This is a genomic window from Streptomyces sp. NPDC050619 (assembly GCF_040654815.1).
In the GTDB taxonomy this organism is placed as follows: domain Bacteria; phylum Actinomycetota; class Actinomycetes; order Streptomycetales; family Streptomycetaceae; genus Streptomyces.
In genome coordinates this window covers 120945-144649 of the sequence record NZ_JBFAIR010000015.1, presented here as the reverse complement: position 1 = coordinate 144649, position 23705 = coordinate 120945, and the positions used below count along the sequence as shown (strand labels likewise).

The 23705-nt window shown below is 68.1% G+C and carries 17 protein-coding genes; 7 read left to right on the top strand and 10 right to left on the bottom strand.

The genetic code is table 11. The annotated features are described in order from the left end of the window. Window positions 1-108: 108 nt before the first annotated feature. The 4 genes from rsmG (at window position 109) to AB0I77_RS24840 (ending at window position 4213) form a co-directional block, all read left to right on the top strand. Window positions 109-825 carry a 16S rRNA (guanine(527)-N(7))-methyltransferase RsmG gene (rsmG, locus tag AB0I77_RS24855; protein WP_363284863.1) on the top strand — a complete coding sequence of 239 codons (717 nt, stop codon included), beginning with the start codon at window positions 109-111 and terminating at the stop codon, window positions 823-825. A 275-nt stretch (window positions 826-1100) separates the two neighbouring features. Beyond that, complete coding sequence (locus AB0I77_RS24850; protein WP_363284956.1) at window positions 1101-2174, top strand: ParA family protein; 1074 nt, start codon at window positions 1101-1103, stop codon at window positions 2172-2174. Continuing rightward, window positions 2171-3271 (top strand): ParB/RepB/Spo0J family partition protein, encoded by a 1101-nt coding sequence (locus AB0I77_RS24845; RefSeq protein WP_363284862.1) that lies wholly within the window; start codon window positions 2171-2173, stop codon window positions 3269-3271. Before AB0I77_RS24850 ends, AB0I77_RS24845 begins: the two co-directional genes overlap by 4 nt. 324 nt (window positions 3272-3595) lie before the next feature. Then, on the top strand, window positions 3596-4213 hold the full coding sequence (locus AB0I77_RS24840) for a GNAT family N-acetyltransferase (protein ID WP_363284861.1): 618 nt from the start codon (window positions 3596-3598) through the stop codon (window positions 4211-4213). 52 nt (window positions 4214-4265) lie between these two features. Here AB0I77_RS24840 and trxA read toward each other — a convergent pair whose 3' ends face one another. From trxA to AB0I77_RS24805, 7 genes are all read right to left on the bottom strand, one after another. After that, on the bottom strand, window positions 4266-4598 hold the full coding sequence (trxA, locus tag AB0I77_RS24835; RefSeq protein WP_363284860.1) for a thioredoxin: 333 nt from the start codon (window positions 4596-4598) through the stop codon (window positions 4266-4268). A 41-nt stretch (window positions 4599-4639) separates the two neighbouring features. After that, window positions 4640-5608, bottom strand: coding sequence for a thioredoxin-disulfide reductase (gene trxB / locus AB0I77_RS24830; RefSeq protein ID WP_363284859.1), 969 nt, complete (start codon window positions 5606-5608; stop codon window positions 4640-4642). Between the two features lie 169 nt (window positions 5609-5777). Next, the gene (locus AB0I77_RS24825) at window positions 5778-6725 is read right to left on the bottom strand and encodes a hypothetical protein (protein WP_363284858.1); all 948 of its coding nucleotides are present in this window, start codon (window positions 6723-6725) and stop codon (window positions 5778-5780) included. Then, window positions 6722-7447: an RNA polymerase sigma factor SigM gene (sigM, locus tag AB0I77_RS24820; RefSeq protein WP_363284857.1), complete on the bottom strand. Its 726-nt coding sequence runs from the start codon at window positions 7445-7447 to the stop codon at window positions 6722-6724. The genes AB0I77_RS24825 and sigM overlap by 4 nt, the downstream gene beginning before the upstream one ends. A gap of 26 nt (window positions 7448-7473) precedes the next feature. After that, the gene (locus AB0I77_RS24815) at window positions 7474-9195 is read right to left on the bottom strand and encodes a protein kinase family protein (protein WP_363284856.1); all 1722 of its coding nucleotides are present in this window, start codon (window positions 9193-9195) and stop codon (window positions 7474-7476) included. A gap of 119 nt (window positions 9196-9314) precedes the next feature. Continuing rightward, a complete protein-coding gene (murJ, locus tag AB0I77_RS24810) occupies window positions 9315-11582 on the bottom strand; it encodes a murein biosynthesis integral membrane protein MurJ (protein WP_363284855.1) in 2268 nt (755 codons plus the stop codon). Window positions 11583-11626: 44 nt separating this feature from the next. Further along, the gene (locus tag AB0I77_RS24805) at window positions 11627-14014 is read right to left on the bottom strand and encodes a DUF6049 family protein (protein WP_363284854.1); all 2388 of its coding nucleotides are present in this window, start codon (window positions 14012-14014) and stop codon (window positions 11627-11629) included. 256 nt (window positions 14015-14270) lie between these two features. Between AB0I77_RS24805 and AB0I77_RS24800 the strand changes: the two genes are divergently transcribed. Then, entirely contained in the window at window positions 14271-15740 is a 1470-nt protein-coding gene (locus AB0I77_RS24800) for a CCA tRNA nucleotidyltransferase (protein WP_363284853.1), read from the top strand. 94 nt (window positions 15741-15834) lie between these two features. Here the strand turns inward: AB0I77_RS24800 and AB0I77_RS24795 are convergent, their stop codons facing one another. The 3 genes from AB0I77_RS24795 to AB0I77_RS24785 all read right to left on the bottom strand — a co-directional run bounded on the left by AB0I77_RS24795 (window position 15835) and on the right by AB0I77_RS24785 (window position 19002). Beyond that, complete coding sequence (locus AB0I77_RS24795; RefSeq protein ID WP_363284852.1) at window positions 15835-17112, bottom strand: MFS transporter; 1278 nt, start codon at window positions 17110-17112, stop codon at window positions 15835-15837. 79 nt (window positions 17113-17191) lie between these two features. Further along, window positions 17192-18274: an inositol-3-phosphate synthase gene (locus tag AB0I77_RS24790; protein ID WP_363284851.1), complete on the bottom strand. Its 1083-nt coding sequence runs from the start codon at window positions 18272-18274 to the stop codon at window positions 17192-17194. Between the two features lie 44 nt (window positions 18275-18318). Then, window positions 18319-19002, bottom strand: coding sequence for a PadR family transcriptional regulator (locus tag AB0I77_RS24785; protein ID WP_363284850.1), 684 nt, complete (start codon window positions 19000-19002; stop codon window positions 18319-18321). A gap of 385 nt (window positions 19003-19387) precedes the next feature. On the opposite strand from AB0I77_RS24785, the gene AB0I77_RS24780 reads away from it, so the two are divergent. Together AB0I77_RS24780 and AB0I77_RS24775 are read left to right on the top strand one after the other, a co-directional pair. Then, window positions 19388-22087: a transglycosylase domain-containing protein gene (locus AB0I77_RS24780; protein ID WP_363284849.1), complete on the top strand. Its 2700-nt coding sequence runs from the start codon at window positions 19388-19390 to the stop codon at window positions 22085-22087. Window positions 22088-22186: 99 nt separating this feature from the next. Next, the gene (locus AB0I77_RS24775; protein WP_363284955.1) at window positions 22187-23704 is read left to right on the top strand and encodes a glycosyltransferase 87 family protein; all 1518 of its coding nucleotides are present in this window, start codon (window positions 22187-22189) and stop codon (window positions 23702-23704) included. Window position 23705: the final 1 nt, after the last annotated feature.

Genomic DNA, 23705 nt, shown 5'->3' with positions numbered 1-23705 from the left:
CGGCCCCGTCTGTTGCGCAGGCGGGGCCGAACTTTGTCAGCCTGATAGTTCTGGTGGTTCTGGTGTCGGCGCTCGGGGCGCTGATGCCGTACGGAAGGACGGTCCCCCGTGACGGAGGAAGCGGAGCTTCCCCCCGCGCCCGAGCAGGCGCGCGAGGTGTTCGGTGATCGCTTCGCGGACGCGGTCCGATACGCGGAGCTGCTCGCTGAGGCGGGCGTGCAGCGTGGGCTGATCGGCCCGCGTGAAGTGCCTCGACTCTGGGAGCGGCACCTGCTGAACTGCGCGGTGCTCTCGGAGGTCGTGCCCGAGGGCGTGACCGTGTGCGATGTCGGTTCGGGCGCCGGCCTGCCCGGCATCCCCCTGGCGCTCGTCCGGGAGGACCTGAAGATCACGCTGCTGGAGCCCCTGCTGCGGCGTACGACCTTCTTGACCGAGGTCGTCGAGCTGCTGGGCTTGGACCATGTGACGGTCGTGCGTGGCAGGGCTGAGGAGGTCATGGGAAAACTCACACCTGTCCATGTGGTGACGGCGCGAGCCGTGGCTCCTCTGGACCGACTGGCGACCTGGGGCATCCCGCTGCTGCGCCCGTACGGCGAGATGCTCGCGCTCAAGGGCGACACCGCCGAGGAGGAGCTCAAGAGCGCTTCCACAGCGTTGAGCAAGCTCGGTGCCGTGCGGACGTCCATCCTTCAGGTCGGTGAGGGCTTGGTCGATCCGCTGTCCACCGTTGTGCGGGTCGAGGTTGGCGAGAGTCCGGGCGGTGTGCGCTTCGCGGCGAAGCGAGCGAAGGCGGCCCGAACAGGGCGTACGCGTCGGCGCCGCTGATCCGTGCTGATCCGTCCTGACGACGAGACGTACTCCACACAAGCTGCCAAACCTACGCATGCCGGAGTGTCGCGACAGTTTGTCCGCATCTGCTGTGCATCGTGTTTCACGTGAAACGTCGCTCACTGCTGCACGGCATCATCAGCCGGGGCCGCGCCGCGGCCGAACCCCGCGACCGTAAGCCCCTCGGATCACTCGGACAGGGTGTGGAGTTGTCCACAGAGGTGGATTTCTCCACAGAACAACAGGCCTCACTGGTTCACGACCCCGAAGGCATGGGAGGCTCTGTTCATTGCGAGCCTGAAGTCGAGGAGAGTGAATCCTTGCGGTCCGACGCCAACATCGCGGGACCGATGACCGATCCGGTCCCCGGTCCCCGTACCGAGTCGATGGGGGAGGATGTTTCACGTGAAACACCGCCCCCCATGGACGACACCCCGATCGGTCGTGCTGCTCAACTGGCGGTGGAGGCTCTGGGCCGCGCCGGTGAAGGGCTGCCACGGCCCGAGCAGACCCGCGTCATGGTGGTCGCCAACCAGAAGGGTGGAGTGGGCAAGACGACGACGACCGTCAACCTTGCCGCTTCGCTTGCCTTGCACGGTGGCCGTGTCCTGGTGATCGACCTCGACCCGCAGGGCAATGCGTCCACCGCGCTGGGTATCGACCATCATGCCGAAGTCCCTTCCATCTACGACGTACTGGTCGAGAGCAAGCCGCTTGCCGAGGTCGTCCAGGCGGTTCCTGATGTCGAGGGTCTCTTCTGCGCCCCTGCCACGATCGATCTCGCCGGTGCGGAGATCGAGCTGGTATCTCTGGTGGCCCGGGAGAGCCGACTGGAGCGGGCGATCCAGGCCTACGAGCAGCCGCTGGACTACATCCTCATCGATTGCCCGCCCTCGCTCGGCCTGCTGACGGTCAATGCGCTGGTGGCCGGTCAGGAGGTCCTCATCCCGATCCAGTGCGAGTACTACGCGCTGGAGGGCCTGGGCCAGCTGCTGCGCAACGTCGACCTGGTGCGGGGGCACCTCAACCCCGCCCTGCACGTCTCGACGATCCTGCTCACCATGTACGACGGCCGGACGCGCCTCGCGTCCCAGGTCGCGGACGAGGTGCGCAGCCACTTCGGTGACGAGGTGCTGCGGACGAGCATTCCTCGCTCGGTCCGCATCTCCGAGGCGCCGAGCTATGGACAGACGGTGCTGACCTACGATCCAGGATCGAGCGGTGCCTTGTCCTATCTTGAGGCGGCACGAGAAATCGCGCTGAAGGGTGTCGGTGTCTCCTACGACGCGACACAGGCCCACATCGGCGCACAGAGCGACCCGAGCATGGTGGAGGGGATCCAGTGAGCGAGCGACGGAGGGGGTTGGGCCGTGGTCTCGGCGCACTGATCCCTGCTGCCCCGACAGAGAAGACGGTGACTCCGGCCGCGATGGGGGGTGCTGTTTCGACGTCCCCGGCGGCTGTTCCGGTACTGACCACCGACCGCGGTGTGGCCGCGGCGAAGGTGGCCACGCTGCCGCCTGTTTCACATGAAACCGAGGAGCCGTCGACCAACGGCGCCGCGGAGACGCCCGCGCCTCCCATGGGCGTCCACTTCGCGGAGCTCCCCCTCGACTCCATCACGCCGAACCCGCGTCAGCCGCGAGAGGTCTTCGACGAGGACGCGCTCCAGGAACTCGTCACCTCCATCAAGGAGGTCGGTCTCCTCCAGCCCGTCGTCGTTCGGCAGACCGGCCCCGTGCACTATGAGCTCATCATGGGTGAGCGGCGCTGGCGGGCCTGCCGTGAGGCCGGCCTGGAGGCGATCCCGGCGATCGTGCGGGCCACAGAGGACGAGAAGCTCCTCCTGGACGCCCTCCTGGAGAACCTCCACCGTGCCCAGCTGAACCCGCTGGAGGAGGCCGCCGCCTACGACCAGCTGCTGAAGGACTTCAACTGCACGCACGACCAGCTGGCGGACCGCATCGGGCGTTCCCGTCCGCAGGTCTCCAACACCCTGCGTCTGCTGAGGCTCTCGCCGGCTGTCCAGCGTCGTGTGGCAGCAGGTGTGCTGTCCGCCGGACACGCGCGGGCGCTGCTCTCCGTCGATGACTCGGAGGAGCAGGACCGGCTGGCTCATCGGATCGTGGCCGAGGGGCTGTCGGTGCGGGCCGTCGAGGAGATCGTGACCTTGATGGGGTCCCGGCCTCAGTCGGCTCAGCGCGCCAAGGGACCGCGGGCCGGTACCCGGGTTTCGCCGGCGCTGACCGACCTTGCGAGCCGTCTCTCGGACCGTTTCGAGACACGGGTGAAGGTCGATCTGGGCCAGAAGAAGGGCAAGATCACCGTCGAGTTCGCCTCGATGGAGGACCTTGAGCGGATCCTCGGCAGCCTCGCGCCTGGCGAGGGACCGGTCTTGCAGAAGGGCCTTCTGGACGGCGATTCCGAGGAGGCCGAGGACTGAGCCTCCGGCCGTCAGGGTGATGTCGCCCGAGGTCGTCGGGGCGGGCCGTGTCCGGTGTGTACCGGACACGGCCCGCTCTTTGCTTTCAGGCGGTATCGGTGGAATCGCATCGTGGATACGATGCGTTCGGGTATGGCGCATCCAACCGGCAGCACCTCTGAGGGGAGAGGCAGGGGCCATGCGAACGGTGAGCCGCACCGGAATCGTGAGCGCGGGCCTGGGACTGGGCGCGATCGGCGGGTTCGTCGGTAGCCTGCTCAGGGAACGGAGCGCTCTGACGGCCGCCCGCGACGCGGCGGACGAAGGAAGCGAGGAACAGCCTTCATGGGGCGTCGGCTCGTACCGCTCACGCTGGACAACCTTCAGGACATTCCCCAGCGCTGTCGCGCGTGTGTCTTCTGGGAGTTGGACCCCGTCAGTGGCCAGGCCGCGGTAAAGGCGGGCACGCCCGCGCTGGAGAAGGAAGCCTGGATCTCCGCCGTCCTGCTGGACTGGGGATCCTGCGGCAGGGTCGTGTATGTCGACGAGGTGCCGGTGGGCTTCGTGCTGTATGCACCTCCGGCTTATGTCCCCCGCTCTACGGCGTTCCCCACCAGCCCTGTGTCGCCCGACGCCGTGCAGCTGATGACCGCGTTCATCATGCCGGGCTACCAGGGCCAGGGGCTGGGGCGTGTGATGGTCCAGACGGTCGCCAAGGATCTGCTGCGGCGGGGCTTCAGGGCGATCGAGGCCTTCGGGGACGCGCGCTGGAAAGAACCCGCCTGCCTTCTGCCCGCCGATCATCTCCTGGCGGTGGGCTTCAAGACGGTCCGGCCTCATCCCACGTACCCGCGACTGCGGCTGGAGCTGCGCACCACGCTCTCCTGGAAGGAGGACGTGGAGATGGCGCTGGACCGGCTGCTGGGAGCTGTACAGAAGGAGCCGGTGCTCCGGCCGCTCTAAAACGAATGGGCCGACCCCTCAGGGCCGGCCCATTCGTGTTTCACGTGAAACGTCACTCAGCGATGAAGTCCTCAAGGTCGCGGACGATCGCGTTCTTCGGCTTCGCCCCGACGATGGTCTTGGCGACCTCGCCATGCTGGTAGACGTTCAGGGTCGGGATGGACATGACGCCGTACTTGGCGGCCGTACCCGGGTTCTCATCGATGTTCAGCTTGACGACCTCGATCTTGTCGCCGTACTCGGCGGCGATGGCCTCAAGAGACGGCGCGATCTGACGGCACGGGCCGCACCAGGCGGCCCAGAAGTCCACCAGGACGGGCTTGTCGCTCTTGAGGACATCCTGCTCGAAGGAATCGTCGGTCACATGCTTCAGGGTGCCGGCCACGGCGGGCTCCTTAACTGGTTGATGCGTGGGGCGGATGGGGGTCAGACAGCGGTCTTCTCGGGCTCGGCCTTCTCTTCGTCCGCGAGGGCGGCGATGAAGCGCTCGGCGTCGAGAGCGGCGGAGCAGCCGGTGCCGGCCGCGGTGATCGCCTGGCGGTAGGTGTGGTCGACCACGTCACCGGCGCCGAAGACGCCGGTCAGGTTCGTCCGCGTGGAAGGGGCGTCCACCTTCAGGTAGCCCTCTTCGTCGAGCTCCAGCTGCCCCTTGAAGAGCTCGGTGCGCGGGTCGTGGCCGATCGCGATGAACAGGCCGGTCACCGGGAGGACGGAGAGCTCGCCGGTCTTGACGTTGCGCAGCTTCAGGGCGGCCAGCTTCTGGTCGCCCTGCACCTCGGCGACTTCGCTGTCCCACACGAACTTGATCTTCGGGTCGGCGAAAGCGCGGTCCTGCATCGCCTTGGAGGCGCGCAGGGTGTCACGGCGGTGGACGATCGTCACGGACTTGGCGAAGCGCGAGAGGAAGGTGGCCTCCTCCATCGCGGTGTCGCCGCCGCCGATCACGGCGATGTCCTGGTCCTTGAAGAAGAAGCCGTCACAGGTGGCGCACCAGGAGACACCACGGCCGGAGAGGGCGTCCTCGTTCGGCAGGCCGAGCTTGCGGTGCTGCGAGCCGGTGGCGACGATGACGGTCTTGGCCCTGTGGACCGTGCCCGCGGTGTCCGTGACCGTCTTGATCTCACCGGTCAGGTCGACGTTGACGATGTCGTCCGGTACGAGCTCGGCGCCGAAACGCTCGGCCTGGGCGCGCATGTTGTCCATGAGTTCGGGGCCCATGATGCCGTCCTGGAAGCCCGGGAAGTTCTCCACCTCGGTGGTGGTCATCAGCGCCCCACCCGCGGTGACAGCGCCTTCGAACACCAGCGGCTTCAGCGCCGCGCGCGCGGTGTAGAGCGCCGCCGTGTAGCCGGCGGGCCCGGAGCCGATGATGATCACGTTTCGGACGTCGCTCACGGCCTGATTCCTCGTCTCTGGACTACGTCGTAGGACCGGGGGAGCCCTTCTCAGAACTCTCACCCCACCCAACGGATCCTAAGGGGCGCGCATTCCCGCTGTGTCCGGGCACACGGAGATGCGCCACCGCAGGAGATACCACGCAGGGACGAAGACGAAGTACGCGCGCTCAGGAGCGGGCGTAGGACTGCTTGAGCAGAACCTTTGCTGTGCCGGACGACGGGTCGGTCATACAGGTCGCGTCCATGACGTAGGCCGTGACCCGGGTGCCGTCAGAAGGGTCGGGCAGCACGACGAGGAGTGCCTTGGTCCCTTGGTAGCGGCCTGCCTTGGTCGCGAGCGCCGCGTCGCCTTGGCTGATGCCCTTCTGGACGCACTCGGGAACCGTGGGCTGCTTGAAGAGATGGGGTGCTTCCGACCCTGGGATGGAATTCGTGCCCAGGGTGTGCGGAGCACGAGACCCGCCTCCCGCGGTCTTGGCAAGAAGATCGGTGACCTGCTTCTCCAGCCGGCCCTCGGAGAAGGTGTCGGCGGAGGCGGACTGCCGTCCGTGTCCCTCGGGGCCGGACGGCTTGCCGTCGTTGAGCGAGGACAGCAGCACGGAACCGAAGCCCAGGGCGGCGACCGTGAATACGGTGCCCAGGACGGCGACCCTACGCCGGCCGCCCCGCTTGCGCTCCTTGCGGCCGGGGCCGGTGGTCGAGGCGCGGGCGTGACTCGTGGGACGGACCGGACGGTCTGCGGCTGCCGCTGTTTCACGTGAAACATGCGCGCTGTCGTCCGCGTCGGGCTCCGCGTCGGACCGGGACCGGGTCGACGACATGTCGACGGGCGCCGCAGCGTCCACGGCATCAGGAGTCGTGGCATGCAGCAGGGCCTCTGCGGCCAGAGCGGCGTCGATCCTGCCGGCGACATCGGCGGGCATGCTCGGGGGGCCCGGCAGAGTGCCCAGCAGCCCTCGGATCTCCTCCAGCGAGGCGTAGACGTCCGCGCAGAGCTCGCACCCGTCCAGGTGCTGTCGTACGTCCGTGCTCCGGGACGGCGGGAGCAGGCCTTCGGTGAGGTCGGAGATCTCCGCGACGTCCGGGTGCCCGGCCGTGTCTGTCGTGGATGTCACGCTCGCCCACCTCCGCCCTTCACAGCAGCTGAATCGCTTGGCCCGGTATCCGGCGGACCCGACTGACGCGGTCCCGCTGCGGGTGGGACGGATGTCCCCTGCGTCCGGTTCCGCCCCGTGTCCGTCTCTCTTCCGCCTCCGGCGTTTTCCGGCCGGAGATGGGTGACGAGCGGAAGGAGTCTGGCGCGGCCACGGGCGCAACGGCTCTTCACCGTTCCGGTCGGCACGTCGAGCATGCGTGCGGCCTCGGCGACCGGGTAACCCTGCATGTCCACGAGAACCAGGGCGGCCCGCTGGTCGCGTGGAAGGGTGCCGAGCGCCGCAAGGAGCTGGCGGTGGAGATCGTTGCGCTCCGCCGGCGCCGAGGCCGACTCGTGCGGCTCCAGCAACTGCTCCAGACGCTCGGTGTCGTCGACCGGGGACGTCTTGCGGGAGGCCACCTTGCGGGCGCGGTCCAGGCAGGCGTTCACCGTGATCCGGTGCAGCCACGTCGTGACGGCCGACTGACCGCGGAAGGTGTGGGCGGCCCGGTACGCGGAGACGAGGGCGTCCTGGACGGCGTCAGCGGCCTCCTCACGGTCCCCCAGTGTCCGCAGGGCCACGGCCCAGAGCCGGTCGCGGTGACGGCGCACGAGCTCACCGAAGGCCTCGGGGTCGCCCTCCACGTGCCGGGCCAGGAGGTCCTGATCGCTCGTGTCGCCGTACGCGGTGCCATCTGCCATCGGACCCCCTCCCCTTCAGTAATCGCTCAGCCTGTGAACTTCAGGTCGGTTATGGCCTGCTTGTAGCCGGGGTTGCTGTACGCGCTCGGATCCGCCCCCGAGTACGGCACGGCGGTGAGCCACACGAGCACGTACTGCGACTTCACCGACTTGGTGACCTTCACCGTGGCGGTGCTCCCACTCGTCGTGACCTCACCGATCTTCTTCATCGAGTCCAGCGAGGACGGCGTGAGTGAGTCGGCCGCGTACAGCTCGACCGTCGTGTGATTGCCGCTGTAGCGGAGCCCGATGCTCGCCGCGGCGAGCTGCTGCGCCGAGCCGAGGTCGTAGACGATGCCTACCCCGGGCTTGTAGGGCGCGAGGGGCGGACCTTCTTCGAAGGTGTTGGTCTTCCAATACGTGGAGCTGTCGCCGTCGTACGTCTTGGCGACATCGGCGGGGTGCTGGGCATCGCCCTTCGCGACGAACTCCTGGGCACCTTGAACCTTGAGCGTCTTGACCGGCCTGGCCTTGTCGCCGTTCTTGTCGTTTCCGTCCGTCGTCTGCGTCTGGTTCGTGTCTTCCGCCTTGCCGCCCTGCTCCATGAGCGCGTCGGCCAACTGCCAGCTGCCGAGACCCAGGGCGGCGATGAGGAGGGCGGAGACCGCCCACTTCAGCGCCCTGCCGGTGCGGCTCTGCAGCGGGGACGGCGGAGACGGTACCGGCTGGGTGGCGCCCGGACGCGGCGCCTGGCGGCCGTACGACCCCTGCTGGTACGTCGTGCGCCGGTAGTCGGGCGGGGCGGTGAAGGCGGGCTCCGGCGGGCGGATGCGGGGCATCTCCGCGATCGCCTTCACCAGTTCCTCGGGCGTGGTGCACGGGGTTTCGTGGCGAGAAGCGGTCGCGCCGTCGTTGGCCAGTGCCCGCATGCAGAGCTCGGACAGGCCGCGGTGAACACCGGCCCGCACCTGGTCGGGGGCGATGAGACCGACGTCCTTGGGCAGGCCGGACAGACCGTAGGCGTCGCTCTCGTACGGCCAGCGCTGGGTGAGCGCCGCGTACAGCAGGGCGCCGATCGCCTCCGTGTCCGTGCGCTGCGGGGTCTCGGAGCTGATGCCGCGCAGTGCGGCGTTCACGGCGAGACCGCGGATGCGCCACTGGCCGGTCGAGGCACGCAGGACGGCGTTCGGGTTCAGGCGCAGGTGCGCCAGACCCTCGCGGTGGGCGGCGGCCATGGCGGAGGCGACCTGACTGACCATCTGGTAGGCGTCGTACACCTCCAGTGGGCCGGAGGCCAGCAGCGTGGTCAGTTCGGTGGCATCGGGCAGCCACTCGTGGACGACGTAGACGAGGTCGTTCTCCTCGACGGCGTCGAGGACTTGGACGAACCGGGGGTCGCCGAGCAGCGCGGAAGAACGCGCCGCGGCCAGGACGGAACGGGCCCGCGAGTGGTCCGCAGGCAGGGTATGAACCCCGACGGCGCGGCGCAGTTTCTCGTCCACGGCACGCCAACTGCTGAATCCGTCCAGACGGGTGACGCACTCCTCAAGTCGGTAGCGTCTGGCGAGCTTGTGGCCGCTGTGCAGCTCCGGTGGTGAGGCCTTCCCTGGACCTTCGGTCCCGCCACTCCCCTGTGCCTCGACGTCTTCCGTGTCCCGCTCCCGGTTCTTGGCCACCCCGTCGGCCGTGGACTGGTCCGCCTTGGCGGTCAGCGGCTCGTCACCGCTGTTGTCTGCCACGTCGACGGCAGCCGTGCTCCGTTCCGCCACCGTCGTTCCCTGCCTCCCCATCCATTGCGCGCCGTACGACGCCGAAACCAATTGTGCCCACAGTCCGCCGCTATGCACGACACACGATGGCGGACGATGGTTGTGCGCTTACCCCCGCCTCAGCGTCCCAGGCGCCCACGCACCATGCCGACCAGTGAGTTCAGCTCCTCGATGCGCATGCGGCGTGCGGCGACGTAGAAGATTCCGAGCAGTACGGCCCCGCCGCCCAGCAGCGCGGCGAACGAACCGAGGACGCCCTGGCCGATCGAGTGGCCGATGCCGTAGCAGGCCGCACCGCTGAGCAGGGCCGCGGGCACCGAGGCGATGCAGAGCCTGGCATACGTCCGCAGCACGCGGTTGCCGTCCAGATCGCCGCCCAGCCGCTTGCGCAGCCGGTTCCAGGCGACGCCGACACCGATCGCGTAGGCGAGGCCGTATGAGGCGGCCATGCCGACCACGGCCCACCGGGCCGGCAGGAGGAAGTAACAGAGCGCAGAGGCGCTCGCGTTGACCGCTGCCACGATCACCGTGTTGTAGAAGGGAGTGCGGGTGTCCTCGTAGGCGTAGAAGGCGCGCAGGACGACGTACTGCACGGAGTACGGGATCAGGCCGAGGCCGAAGGCCATCAGCATGTACCCCATGTTCGTGGCCTCGCTGGTGCCCGAAGAGCCGAAGATCAACGTGCACATCGGGATGCCGAGCGCTACGAAGCCGAAGGCGATCGGCACGATGGCGACGGCTGTGGTGCGCAGGCCCTGGGAGATGTCGTCGCGAATGGCACCGCTGTCGCCCTCGGCCGCCGAGCGCGAGATGCGCGGCAGCAGGGCGGCCATCAGGGAGACGGTGATGATGGCCTGCGGCAGTCCCCAGATCAACTGGGCGTTGGCGTAGGCGGCGAAGCCGGTGCCGTCGACGGGAGAGTTCTTGCCCGCAGCAGTGGACAGCTGGGTGACGACGATCGCGCCGGCCTGGTTGGCGAGGACGAACAGGACGGTCCACTTCGCCAGTGTCACGGCCTTGCCGAGGCCGTGGCCCTTCCAGTCGAAGCGCGGCCGCAGCCGGAACCCGGTCTCGCGCAGGTACGGGATCATCGCCAGGGCCTGCACCACGAGTCCGAGCAGGACACCGATGCCGAGGAGCCGCTGGCCCTCCGGCGGGATGTTCGTGACCTTCATACCGGAGTCGGCGGCGGTGCCGTAGACCCACATGAACATGCCGAGCGTCACGATGATGACGATGTTGTTCAGGACCGGGGTCCACATCATCGCGCCGAACTTCCCGCGTGCGTTGAGGATCTGCCCCATCACCACGTGGACGCCCATGAAGAAGATCGAGGGCAGGAAGTAGCGGACGAAGGTAATGCCGACCTCGTTGGCCGCCGGGTCGCTGGCGACCGGGTCGGAGAGCAGGCGGATCAGGAACGGCGCGCCGAGGACCGCGAGTACGGTCAGCGTGCCGAGCGCCACCATCACCAGGGTCAGCAGCCGGTTGGCGTACGCCTCGCCGCCGTCCTCGTCCTCCTTCATGGAGCGCACGAGCTGCGGCACGAAGACGGAGTTGAGGCCGCCGCCGACGGTCAGGATGTAGATCATCGTCGGCAGCTGGTAGGCGACTTGGAAGGTGTCGCCGAGGAGGCCGACGCCCAGCGCCGAGACGATCAGCGCGGAGCGGATGAAGCCGGTGAGGCGGGAGACCATCGTGCCCGCCGCCATCACGGCGCTCGACTTCAACAGACCCCCGGCCCGCCCGCCCTTCTTCGCGACTGGGGCGGGAGCGGGCGCCGGCGCGGGCGCCTCAGCACCAGGATGCGGCGGCGCCGGGTAGTGGCCCTGGGCAGGCGGCGTCGCCACCGGGTACGGGCCCGCGGGCGGTGCCGGAGACGGGTTGGGGACCGATGGCGGATCGTACGACGGATGTCCGCTGCCCTGCTGCTGGTCCCGGAAGAGGTGTGCGAAGGCGTCTGGCTCGTGGCGCTGCTCGCCCGCCTGGGTCACGAGATCGTCGACGCCGACGAACTGGGTGGTCCGGGGGTCGTCGCCGTACGGCAGGTACTGGGTCGGACCCTCCGGTTCGGGAGCCGGGGTCTGTGCCCACACCCGCGGGTCGGGAGCGTACGGCGACTGGGGAGGCTGGGCGTACAGCGGCTGCTGCGGCTGGTACGTGCCCGGGGGCGGCGGGGGGTGCGCGGTACGGTCGTAGTACGCCTCGGCGACCGGGTCCTGGGCGTAGAGGTCCTGCCCACGGTAAGGGTCCTGGTTGTAGGCGTCCTGGAGATACATGTCGGCGGGGGGCTGCGGCGGTGCCTGGCCGTCCTCGGGCAGCGGGCCCTCGGGGTGGCCCGAGCTGCCCGCGGCCTGGCCGCGGTCACCGTCGTACGGCGCGTTCATGGTTACCCCACCTCATCGTCCCGGGCCCACCGGCCACGACAACCTCAACGGTCCACTCTCTCACCCGTGCCGGACGGGTCGGCGCTTTCCGCTGGGGTGTCCGGTGCCGGGTCACTCGGCTGCTCCCGGGCGTCTGCCCCGGCCCGGGAGCCGGACTCTTCCTTGAGACGGTCCTCAGTACCGCCGGGGTTCTCCGGGCCGGCCGGGGCCTCGCCCGTCTCGTCGGAGCCGTCCTCCTCGGCCTCGCGGGCTGCCGCCCGCTTGCGCTGCGTGTACATCCGGAATCCCGCGAGCACGAGCAGCAGGACACCGCCGCCGATGACCAGCATCACGGTGGCGGTGAACTCCGTGACCTTCACGTCGAAGGTGACGGGCTCGCCGTACGCCTGGCCGTCCTCCGTGTACAGCTGGGCGACCACCGTCGCCCGGCCGTTGGCATTGGCCGTGGTGGTGAACTTCACTGTCTGGCTGTGACCGCCGGAGACCTCGACCCGCTGCTCGGAGTACGACGCGCCGCCGATCTCAAGCCGCTTGGGGCTCAGTGAGGTGATCCGCAGCACCAGGTGGTTCACGCCCTGTACCAGGTTGTTCTGCACGGTCACCGGGATCGTGGCGCTGCGTCCGGAGAGTTTCGTCTCGGACTTGTCGATCAGCACGACCTGGTTGGTCAGCTCGTCGAGGTAGTTCAGGACGTCGCCGCGGAACCCGGACGCCTCGGTGGCGCGACCGCGCCACGAGGTGGACATCTCGCGGTTCATGGCCCGGCCGAAGGGTGTCACCACCCGGGACTGGTCGCTGAGGATCACCTTGAAGTTGTCGAGCTTGTCCTGCGTGCTCGCGCTCTGCTGGAAGGCCGACCGCGGCAGCTCCTGCTTGCGCAGAGAGGAGGGGTACGACGATGTCGGCGGCACCTTCGTGGTGGCACTCGGGTCCGGCTTGGCGGAAGCGGCAGCCGTGAGGTCCTGAGACTCGGACCAGTTCCCGTTCTGCAGGGCCGTGATCGCCTCGGCCATCGCCTGGGCCTGCTTCGCGGTGGGCATGCGCTGGGGCGCGACGACGATGCTGCGCTGCTTGCCCGTCTGGAGGTTGAGGGCGAGGCTCTGGGCGAGGAACTCCTGCACGGCGAGCGTGGCGGCGGAGGCCCTCGTCATATCGCCCTGGAACACCGTCGACAGCCGTGCGTCCGCGACGACGGCCGTGGTGCCGCCGCCGATAGGACGGGCCGCGGAGGGCGTGTACGGCAGACCGCCCGTCTCCTGAAGGCTGTCGCTGCGCGCGATCACCTTGTCGGCGCCGGCGGAGGTGGCGACCTTGACGATCGACGGGTCTACGGCGCCGTCCACGGGCCAGGCGAAGTCGGTGCTCGGTGTCACGTGGAGCACGGTCTTCACCGTGGTGGCGGCAACGTCGGTGGCCTCGTTCAGGTGGCTGAGCGAGCCGGTGACGGTCGTGCCGTTGTGGGCGAGGGAGGCGATGTCCGGGTCGGCGAAGGGCAGGGCGACGACCTCCTTGTCCGTCACCGTCTGCTGCAACTCGGCGAGCCACTGCTTGGCGACCGCCTGATAGGTGCCCGCCCTGGTGGTGTCGCCCGACTTCACGCGGTACGTGCGCGTCATCGCGTCGACCGAGGCCAGCAGGTCAGGATCGAGCACCCAGGTGACGTCGAGGTCCCTGCCCAGTGACAGGAGCTGGTCCAGGCGGCCGCCCGGGGAGATGTCCTTGGCGAGGTCGTCATTGAGGAAGACGGGCGTCTGCTGCTCGTTCGAGCCCGTCTCCGCCGTCATGTGGACGGTGGAGACGAGTGGCCACAGATACGTCGTCTTCGTCTTCGTGTCGGCCTCGCCGGACTGCCACGGCAGGAACGTCTGCCGGATGCCGAGCACCTGCTCCCAGGGCTGTGCGGACGTCTGGCCGGAGAGCGAGACGGCGAACGGGTAGACCCCGCTGTCGCTGAGGTCCAGTTCGTTCACCGGTACCGAGATGGAGAAGGGCTCGGAGACGCCCTGCGTCAGTTTGGGGAACTTCTCGACGTACTTGCCGCCGAGCTCCGACCCGGTGGCTGCCTGGACGTCGCCGCTGTTCTCGGCGGCGCTGTCGATGGCCGAGCGCGTGGTGAGCTCGGGCCCCACCCGCAGCCCCACGTGGGCGTCCGTGACGGCCTGCTTGCCGTTGTTGGTCACCGTGCCGGACACGGTCAGCGTGTCCCCGTCCGTGGGGGCACTGGGGCTGAGCGTGTCGAGGGCCACGGACACCGACCCCGAGTCGGCGGCGGCCGTAGCGGAGGTCTGTTCTACGGCGTGTGCGGACGTGGCGGCGGGCAGCTGGAACAGTCCGGCCAGCAGGGGCGCACCGGCGAGCAGTGCTCCGGTGCGCCGCAGCCATCGGCGGGCAGGTGAGGCACTCGTCCCCTGGAAGTCTGCCGCCTCGGCCACGCGCTCGCCCGTCCCTAGTCGTCGTCAGTGGTCGTCGGAATGTGCGTCCACGCATGGTAACGATGCGCGCTGAGGGGAAGTGCCGCGGACTGCTCCACAAGATCGGGAGAGGACGCTGGGCTGTCCTGATTGTGCGCGTATGAAGTGGATCGCCTCCCTGTGTCACGGGGTGGGCCGTGGGCATGGCTAGGTGGAGGGTCTGTGCGCATTTAATGGAGGCGCCCGCGGTCGTCCGGGCCACGTACCCTTTTCTGTTGTGCCGAACGCCAACGAAGACAACTCCAGTGCCCTGAGTCAGGTGCAGCGTCGCGCGGTGAGTGAACTGCTGCGGGTCGCTCCTGTCGCCGACGACCTCGCCCGCCGCTTCCAGGAGGCCGGGTTCTCACTTGCCCTGGTCGGCGGCTCGGTCCGGGACGCGTTGCTCGGCCGGCTCGGCAACGATCTGGACTTCACGACCGACGCCCGCCCCGAGGATGTACTGAGGATCCTGCGGCCGTGGGCGGACGCCGTGTGGGAGGTCGGGATCGCCTTCGGCACGGTGGGAGCTCAGAAGGACGCCCGCGTCGAAGACGCTGACCGTTGTTTTCAGATCGAGGTCACCACGTACCGGTCTGAGGCGTACGACCGGACCTCGCGCAAGCCTGAGGTGTCGTACGGCGACTCCATCGAGGAGGACCTCGTCCGGCGTGACTTCACCGTGAACGCTATGGCCGTCGCACTCCCGGAGAAGGAGTTCATCGACCCGCACGGGGGGCTGGAAGATCTCGCGGCCGGCGTGCTCCGTACCCCTGGCACTCCCGAGGATTCCTTCTCCGACGATCCGCTGCGGATGATGCGGGCGGCGCGCTTCGCGGCGCAGCTCGACTTCGAAGTGGCCCCCGAGGTCGTCACGGCCATGAAGGAGATGGCGGGGCGCATCGACATCGTCTCGGCCGAACGCGTGCGGGACGAGCTGAACAAGCTGACCTTGTCCGGGCACCCGCGCAAGGGCCTGACGCTGTTGGTCGACACAGGACTCGCCGACCATGTGCTGCCCGAGCTGCCGGCCCTGCGTCTGGAGAGCGACGAACACCACCGGCACAAGGACGTCTACGAGCACTCGCTGATCGTCCTGGAGCAGGCGATCGCGCTGGAGGAGAACGGCCCCGACCTGACGCTCCGCCTGGCCGCACTGCTGCACGACATCGGAAAGCCGCGCACGCGTCGCTTCGAGAAGGACGGCGGGGTCTCCTTCCATCACCACGAGGTGGTCGGGGCGAAGATGACCACGAAGCGCATGACCGCCCTGAAGTACTCCAACGAGCTGGTCAAGGATGTCTCTCGACTGGTCGAACTGCACCTGCGCTTCCACGGGTACGGCACCGGAGAGTGGACGGACTCCGCCGTCCGCCGTTATGTCCGGGACGCGGGTCCGTTGCTCGACCGCCTCCACAAGCTGACCCGCTCGGACTGCACGACGCGGAACAAGCGCAAGGCGGCCGCGCTCTCTCGGGCGTACGACGGCTTGGAGGAGCGGATCGCCCAGCTTCAGGAACAGGAGGAGCTGGAGGCGATCCGCCCGGACCTCGACGGAAACCAGATCATGGAGATCCTCGGCGTCGGTCCCGGCCCTGTCGTCGGCCGCGCTTACAAGCACATGCTGGAGCTCCGCCTGGAGAACGGGCCGATGGAGCGCGACGCGGCGGCGGCAGCGCTCAAGGAATGGTGGGCCGCCCAGCAGAGCTGAGGCCGTGAAACGGGGTCATGTTTCACGTGAAACATGACCCCAGGACGCGCCGCGGGGCGGTGTTTCACGTGAAACAGTCAGAAGTGGGTCTGGGTTATTGATGTGACGCGTGCTGGCGTTCGAAGCGCGCCATGGTCACGGCAACTACCCCGTAGATAACGGAGACGGTGACCACCAGGGGCACTGAGCGGCCGTCCGGCGGCAGCATCACGGCGGCGACAGCGGCCGCCCCGACGAAGGCGACGTTGAAGAGCACGTCGTAGACGGAGAAGATCCGGCCACGGAAACCGTCGTCGACCGAGGACTGCACAATCGTGTCCGTGGCGATCTTCGCTCCCTGGGTGGTCAGTCCCAGGACGAACGCCACGAGCAGCATGGGAGCAGTGGCGAAGGGGAGGCCGAGAGCGGGCTCAAGGACGGCGGCGGCCGTGGCGCACACGGCGATCCAGCGGCCGGGCCCGAGCCGGCCCGCCGCCCAGGGCGTCAGGACGGCCGCCGCGAAGAAGCCGACGCCGGAGATGCCCAACGCCAGGCCCAGCAGGGCGAGTCCGTCGTCGGCGTCTGAGGTCAGGGCGTACCGGCAGAGCATCAGCACCATCACCAGCAGGGCGCCGTAGCAGAACCGCATCAGCGACATCGCGCCGAGCGCCCAGGCGGCTTCCCGGCGCGAGGGCGCCGCTAGATGGCGTACGCCTGCCACGAGGTCGCGGGCGTTGCCGGCGAGAGCCGTGGTGAGCCGGGGCTGTACCAACGCACGGTCGGGCCCCAGCAGTTCCGGCGCCATGCGCAGCGACGCGAGCGCTCCGCACAGGTACAGCGCGGCTCCCAGCAGCACCACCGCAGCGTCGGAGTCCGAGGCCACCAGGCGTACGGCGAAGGCGAGGCCGCCACCCGCGGTCGCGGCGAGCGTTCCGGCGGTCGGGGACAGGGAGTTGGCGATCACCAGGCGCTCCTCGTCGACGACGCGGGGCAGGGCGGCGGACAGGCCCGACAGGACGAAGCGGTTGACGGCGGTGACGCACAGGGCGGAGATGTAGAAGAGCCAGTCGGGGACGTGGCTGAGCATCAGGACGGCCGTGGCGGATGCCAGCAGGGCGCGCAGCAGATTGCCGTACAGGAAGACCTGACGGCGGCGCCAGCGGTCCAGCAGGACGCCTGCGAAGGGGCCCACCAGGGAGTACGGGAGCAGCAGAACGGCCATCGCGGAGGCGACCGCGGCGGCCGAGGTCTGTTTCTCCGGCGAGAAGACGACATAGGAGGCGAGCGCGATCTGGTAGACGCCGTCGGCGCCCTGGGAGAGCAGACGTACGGCGAGCAGGCGTCGGAAGTTCCGGAAGCGGAGCAGGACGCGCAGATCGCGCACGACGGACATGGGGCACAGCCTCACATACGGGGAGGGCCCCCGGGCGGAATGCCTCGGGGACCCCCAACGAGCGAGTTACGACCGGGGCTTAGCGCTCGACCTCGCCCTTGATGAACTTCTCGACGTTCTCGCGGGCCTCGTCGTCGAAGTACTGGACCGGCGGGGACTTCATGAAGTACGACGACGCCGACAGGATCGGGCCTCCGATGCCGCGGTCCTTGGCGATCTTCGCCGCGCGCAGGGCGTCGATGATGACACCCGCGGAGTTCGGGGAGTCCCAGACCTCGAGCTTGTACTCCAGGTTCAGCGGGACGTCACCGAAGGCACGGCCCTCCAAGCGGACGTACGCCCACTTGCGGTCGTCGAGCCAGGCGACGTAGTCGGAGGGGCCGATGTGGACGTTGTCCGCACCCATGTCGCGGTCGCGGATCTGGGAGGTGACGGCCTGCGTCTTGGAGATCTTCTTGGACTCCAGGCGGTCGCGCTCGAGCATGTTCTTGAAGTCCATGTTGCCGCCGACGTTCAGCTGCATCGTGCGGTCCAGGACGACGCCGCGGTCCTCGAACAGCTTCGCCATGACGCGGTGCGTGATGGTGGCGCCGACCTGCGACTTGATGTCGTCACCGACGATCGGCACGCCCGCCTCGATGAACTTGTCCGCCCACTCCTTGGTGCCGGCGATGAAGACCGGCAGCGCGTTGACGAAGGCGACCTTGGCGTCGATGGCGCACTGGGCGTAGAACTTCGCCGCGTCGTCGGAACCCACCGGCAGGTAGCAGACGAGCACGTCTACCTGCTTGTCCTTGAGGATCTGGACGACATCGACCGGGGTCTCGGCGGACTCCTCGATGGTCTCGCGGTAGTACTTTCCGAGACCGTCGAGAGTGTGGCCGCGCTGAACGGTCACGCCGGAGTTCGGCACGTCGCAGATCTTGATGGTGTTGTTCTCGCTGGCGCCGATGGCGTCCGCGAGGTCGAGGCCGACCTTCTTGGCGTCGACATCGAAGGCGGCGACGAACTCGACGTCACGGACGTGGTACTCGCCGAACTGGACGTGCATCAGGCCCGGGACCTTGGCGTCCGGGTCGGCGTCCTTGTAGTACTCGACGCCTTGGACCAGCGAGGCGGCGCAGTTGCCCACGCCGACGATGGCTACGCGAACCGAACCCATTCCGGTTGCTCCCTGTGTGTACGAGTGAGGCCCTGAGCGGGCTCTCACGTGGCGGTGTCGTCGGGCGAATCCGGCCGGGAGTCGTGTCCCGGCCGGGGCAGATCGCCCGACGCTCCAGATGTGGTGTCCTGCTGAGCGGACTCTCCGGTGACGGACCCTTTGAGGTCTCGACCGGCCCGCTCGCTTTCAATGAGCTCGTTCAGCCAGCGCACTTCGCGCTCCACGGACTCCATTCCGTGGCGCTGGAGCTCAAGCGTGTAGTCGTCGAGGCGTTCCCGGGTGCGCGCCAAGGAGGCACGCATCTTCTCCAGGCGCTCCTCCAGCCGGCTGCGGCGGCCCTCGAGTACGCGCATGCGCACGTCACGGGACGTCTGCCCGAAGAAGGCGAAACGAGCGGCGAAGTGTTCGTCCTCGTACGCGTCGGGACCGGTCTGGGAGAGCAGCTCCTCGAAGTGCTCCTTACCTTCCGCCGTCAACCGATAGACGATCTTGGCGCGACGCCCTGCGAGTGGTGCGGCGAGGGCGTCCTCCGAGGTGTACCCCGGCTCTTCGATCAACCAGCCGTTGGCGACCAGCGTCTTGAGGCAGGGATACAGGGTCCCGTAGCTGAACGCACGGAACACACCGAGTGACGTGTTGAGTCGTTTGCGCAGCTCGTAACCGTGCATCGGGGATTCGCGGAGCAGGCCGAGTACGGCGAATTCGAGGATCCCGGAACGCCGGCTCATCGTCGCCTCCTCTCTGCCGCGACCCGTCGTGACGGGTGCCGTGACGGTCTTTATGCCGAGCTGATGTATCGACTCGATACATCCAGACGATAGAACGAGCTTCCGGCTGGGGCAAGAGAGGGTGCGGTGAACGGGATCACATGACTGATTCGTGGGGAGCGAGTTGCCTGATTTGGGGTGAACCTCGGGGCCAGGAGGCTTTTGGCGGTGCGTAGGCTGTGCGCCATGCACACCACGGGGAACCGAGTGACGCCTGGGGACGTCCTCGTCCTCGGTGCAGTACGGATGAATGCGGGACCGACCACATCCGTACTTCGGGGGGACCGGAAACCAGCCGCCGTTTCCAGGCGCGCAAAGGTGCGCCTGCCCGAGGAGTAGTCGTTCGATGAGCGAGCACCGTCGCAAACCGCCGCAGCCGCAGGGAGGCGGACGTGCCGCGGCCCGACGCGGCCAGTCCGGCTCGTCCTCCGGCCGCCGTGCGGCACCGCGAGGCGCCACCGAGTCTCCTTCCGACTCCCAGGGGACGAGTTCCCTGGGGTCGGGTTCCTATGATTCCGGAGGCGAGGAGCGCCCCTACGGCGGCCGTGCGGAGGCCCGCCGGGCAGCACAGAGAAGCGCCGGCGGCCGACGCAGAGCGGCCGAACCCGCCGGCCGTGGAGGCCGGCGTGGCCCCGGAGGCCCGAACGGTCCCGGGCGCGGGCGCTCGGCTGCCTCCAGCAGGAACCGGATCATCGACTATCCGCGGGCGGGCAAGTACGGGTGGCGCCGCTGGATGCCCTCCTGGAAGCTCGTGTCCGGACTGTGCATCGGCTTCGTCGGAAGCCTGGTGGCCGTCGCGGGCATCGGGTACGCCATGGTGAGCGTCCCGAACGTCGCGGAGACCGCGGAGGCCCAGAACAACGTCTTCTACTGGGCCGACGGCAGCGAGATGGTCGCCACGGGCGGTGAGACGAACCGCCAGATGGTCAACCTCGCACAGATCCCCAAGGCGATGCAGAACGCCGTCATCTCGCAGGAGAACAAGACCTTCGAGACCGACAACGGCATCGACCCGAAGGGCATCGCCCGTGCCGTGTTCAACATGGCCAGCGGCGGCGAGACGCAGGGTGGCTCCACCATCACTCAGCAGTACGTCAAGAACGCGATGCTGGACGACCAGTCCCAGACCGTCTCGCGGAAGTTCAAGGAGATCTTCGTCTCGATCAAGGTGGGCACCACCATGTCGAAGGACAAGATCATGGAGGGCTACCTGAACTCCGCGTACTACGGACGTGGGGCCTACGGCATCCAGGCGGCCGCGCGCGCGTACTTCAACAAGGACGCCGTCGACCTGAATGAGGGCGAGTGTGCCTTCTTGGCTGCGACGCTCAAGGGCGCCACGTACTACGACCCGGCGGGATCGGAGTCCATCGACCCGACCGGTGCCACTCCCGCGGCCAACCAAAAGCGGGCCCTGGTACAGATGCAGGACACCCTCGACAAGATGGTCGAGTACGGCCATCTGAGCCCGACGACGCGGGCCAAGTACAAGACGCTCCCCGACTGGAAGAACCCCCGGTCGAACAACGAGCTGAGCGGTCAGGTCGGCTACCTCGTCGACCTCGCCAAGGCGTACCTGATCAACAACAACATCGTCAGCGCCGACAAAGTGCAGCAAGGCGGCTTGTCGATCTACACGACCTTCGACAAGAAGAAGGTCAACGAGCTCGAAACCGCGGTCCAGAAGGTCCAGAAGGCGAAGATCGATCCCAAGAAGCGTCCGAAGACGGACAAGTATGTCCAGTTCGGCGGTGCTTCCGTGGATCCGGCGACCGGCGCCATCAAGGCCATCTACGGCGGTGAGGACGCGACGAAGCACTTCACCAACAACGCCGACGCGACCGGCGCCCAGGTCGGTTCGACGTTCAAGCCACTCGTGCTCGCGGCGGCGATGAAGTGGGGCGTGCGCGATCCTGACCTCGAACCGAACCAGGCACAGGACGAGCGCACCAAGGTCTCTGCGAAGAGCCTGTACAGCGGCAAGAACGATCTCAAGATCAAGAACTACGACGGGACGATCTGGAAGAACGAGAAGGGCAAGGAGTGGCTCCAGGAGAATGACGGCAAGCAGTCGTACGGCAGCCCGCCGAACTACCAGATCGACCTCCGCGAGGCGATGCGGGAGTCGGTGAACTCCGCCTACGTACAGCTCGGCATGGACGTCGGGCTGGACAAGGTGAAGGAGTCGGCCATGGACGCCGGCCTCAAGGAGAGCAGCCTCGCCGGCACCAGCTTCCCGTCCTTCTCCATCGGTATCTCCGACCCCAGCGCGATCCGTATGGCGGGCGCGTATGCCACCTTCGCGGCCAGCGGCAAGCAGCGTGAGCCGTTCTCCGTGCAGAAGGTCACGGACAAGGACGGCCTGGTCTTCACCCACAAGGTCGCGACCAAGACGGCGTTCGAGCCGATCGTCGCCGACAACGTCACGGATGTGCTCAAGACCGTGGTCGAGGACGGTACGGGTACGAACGCCCAGCTGCCCGGCCGTGAGGTGGCGGGCAAGACCGGTACCACCGACGGCAACAAGTCCGCCTGGTTCGTCGGCTACACCACGCAGCTGGCCACGTCGATCAGCATGTTCCGGATGGACGACGACGAGACAAGGAAGAACCGCGAGTTCCTGGAGATGTACGGGACGGGCGGCGAGAAGGAGATCCACGGCGCGTCGTTCCCGTCCCAGATCTGGCGCGACTACATGCAGCAGGCGCTGAAGGGCGAGCCCGCGGAGCCCTTCCCGACTCCGGAGCCCATCGGCGAGGTCGTCAATGACGTTCCGAGCCCCACGCCCACGCCCACGCCGACCCCGACGATCACTGAGACCCCGTCGGCCACCCCGACGCCGAGCGAGACAGCGACCTCTCCGTCGCCCACGCCGACCGAGTCCTGCCAGTTCGACTGGCAGTGCACCGGCGACCAAACCGGCGGGACGGACACCGGTGGCACCGACGGAGGTACATCTCCATCACCGTCGGTCACGGAGACAGACGGGAACGGCAACACCAGAGGAAACGGCAACGGAGGTCTCTTCGGAGGCTCGACCGGATAGTCGCCGTATCGCCCGTCGAGGGTGTTTCACGTGAAACATGGGCCGCCACACCCACCAGGTGTGGCGGCCCTCGGCGTACTCCCAGGCGCGTACGGCAGGATGTGCGACATGCCCAGCGCAGAATCGACGCCAGCGAGCGTGCACGAGCCGGAGCCGGTGCGGCCGACGAAGGACGACGCGGTCGCCGCGGCCGGCAGCGAACTGATCGGCGGCCCCATCGGGCGGCGCGCCCTGTTCGGGACGTCCTGGTGGACTCCCGTCCGGGTGATCGCGCTTGTCGCGATCGGTATGTTCGCCCTCGGCCTGGTCCAGAAGGCGCCCTGCTACAACGGCGCCTGGTTCTTCGGCGCGAGCTCGCAGTACACGCATGCGTGCTACTCGGACATCCCGCACCTCTACCAGGGGCGCGGCTTCGCCGACGGGCTCGTGCCGTACTTCGACAAGCTGCCTGGCGACATGCAGTACCTCGAATACCCGGTCCTCACCGGAGTGTTCATGGAGGCCGCCAGCTGGCTCACGCCCAGCAGCGGCAGCATCCAGGACCAGGAGCAGTGGTACTGGATGGTCAACGCCGGAATGCTGATGGTGTGCGCCGCCGTCATCGCCGTATGCGTGGCCCGGACGCACGCCCGCCGGCCCTGGGACGCGCTGCTGGTCGCCCTGGCGCCCGCCTTCGCACTGACCGCAACCATCAACTGGGACCTGCTGGCGGTCGCTCTGACGGCCGCCGCGATGCTGATGTGGTCGCGGGGCCGCTCCCTCGCCTTCGGCGTCCTGCTGGGGCTCGCCACGGCCGCCAAGCTCTATCCCGTCCTGCTGCTCGGCCCGCTGCTTGTGCTGTGCTGGCGGGCGGGCAAGTGGCGGGAGTACGGCACGGCCCTGGCAGGCACGATCGTCGCCTGGCTGGTGGTGAACCTGCCCGTGATGCTCTTCGCCTTCGACGGCTGGTCGAAGTTCTACACATTCAGCCAGGAGCGGGGCGTCGACTTCGGCTCCTTCTGGCTGATCTGGTCCCAGAACTCGAGCAACCCGCCCAGCACCGACACCGTCAACAACCTGGCGACGCTGCTGATGCTGCTGTGCTGCGCGGGCATCGCGGCCATGGTGCTGACCGCACCGCGCCGTCCGCGCTTCGCCCAACTCGCCTTCCTGATCGTCGCGGCGTTCATCCTCACCAACAAGGTCTATTCGCCGCAGTACGTCCTCTGGCTGGTGCCGCTGGCCGCGCTGGCCCGGCCGAAGTGGCGGGACTTCCTGATCTGGCAGGCGTGCGAGGTGGCGTACTTCCTGGGGATCTGGCTGTACCTCGCGTACACGACCAGCGGAGACGCTCACAAGGGTCTGCCCACCGACGGCTACCACTGGGCCATCGCTCTGCATCTGCTGGGCACGCTGTACCTGTGTGTGGTGGTCGTGCGTGACATCTTCATGCCGGAGCGGGACGTGGTGCGCCAAGCCGGAGATGACGACCCCTCCGGGGGTGTGCTCAACGGCGCGGAGGACGTCTTCGTCCTCGGCCCAGCCGCGTATCCGCCGCGCCACGCGGCCCACTTCGACGGGCCTCAGGTGGAGTGGGGCAGCCAGGAAACGCCGTCCTCGGCGGACCGTTCGCTCTGAG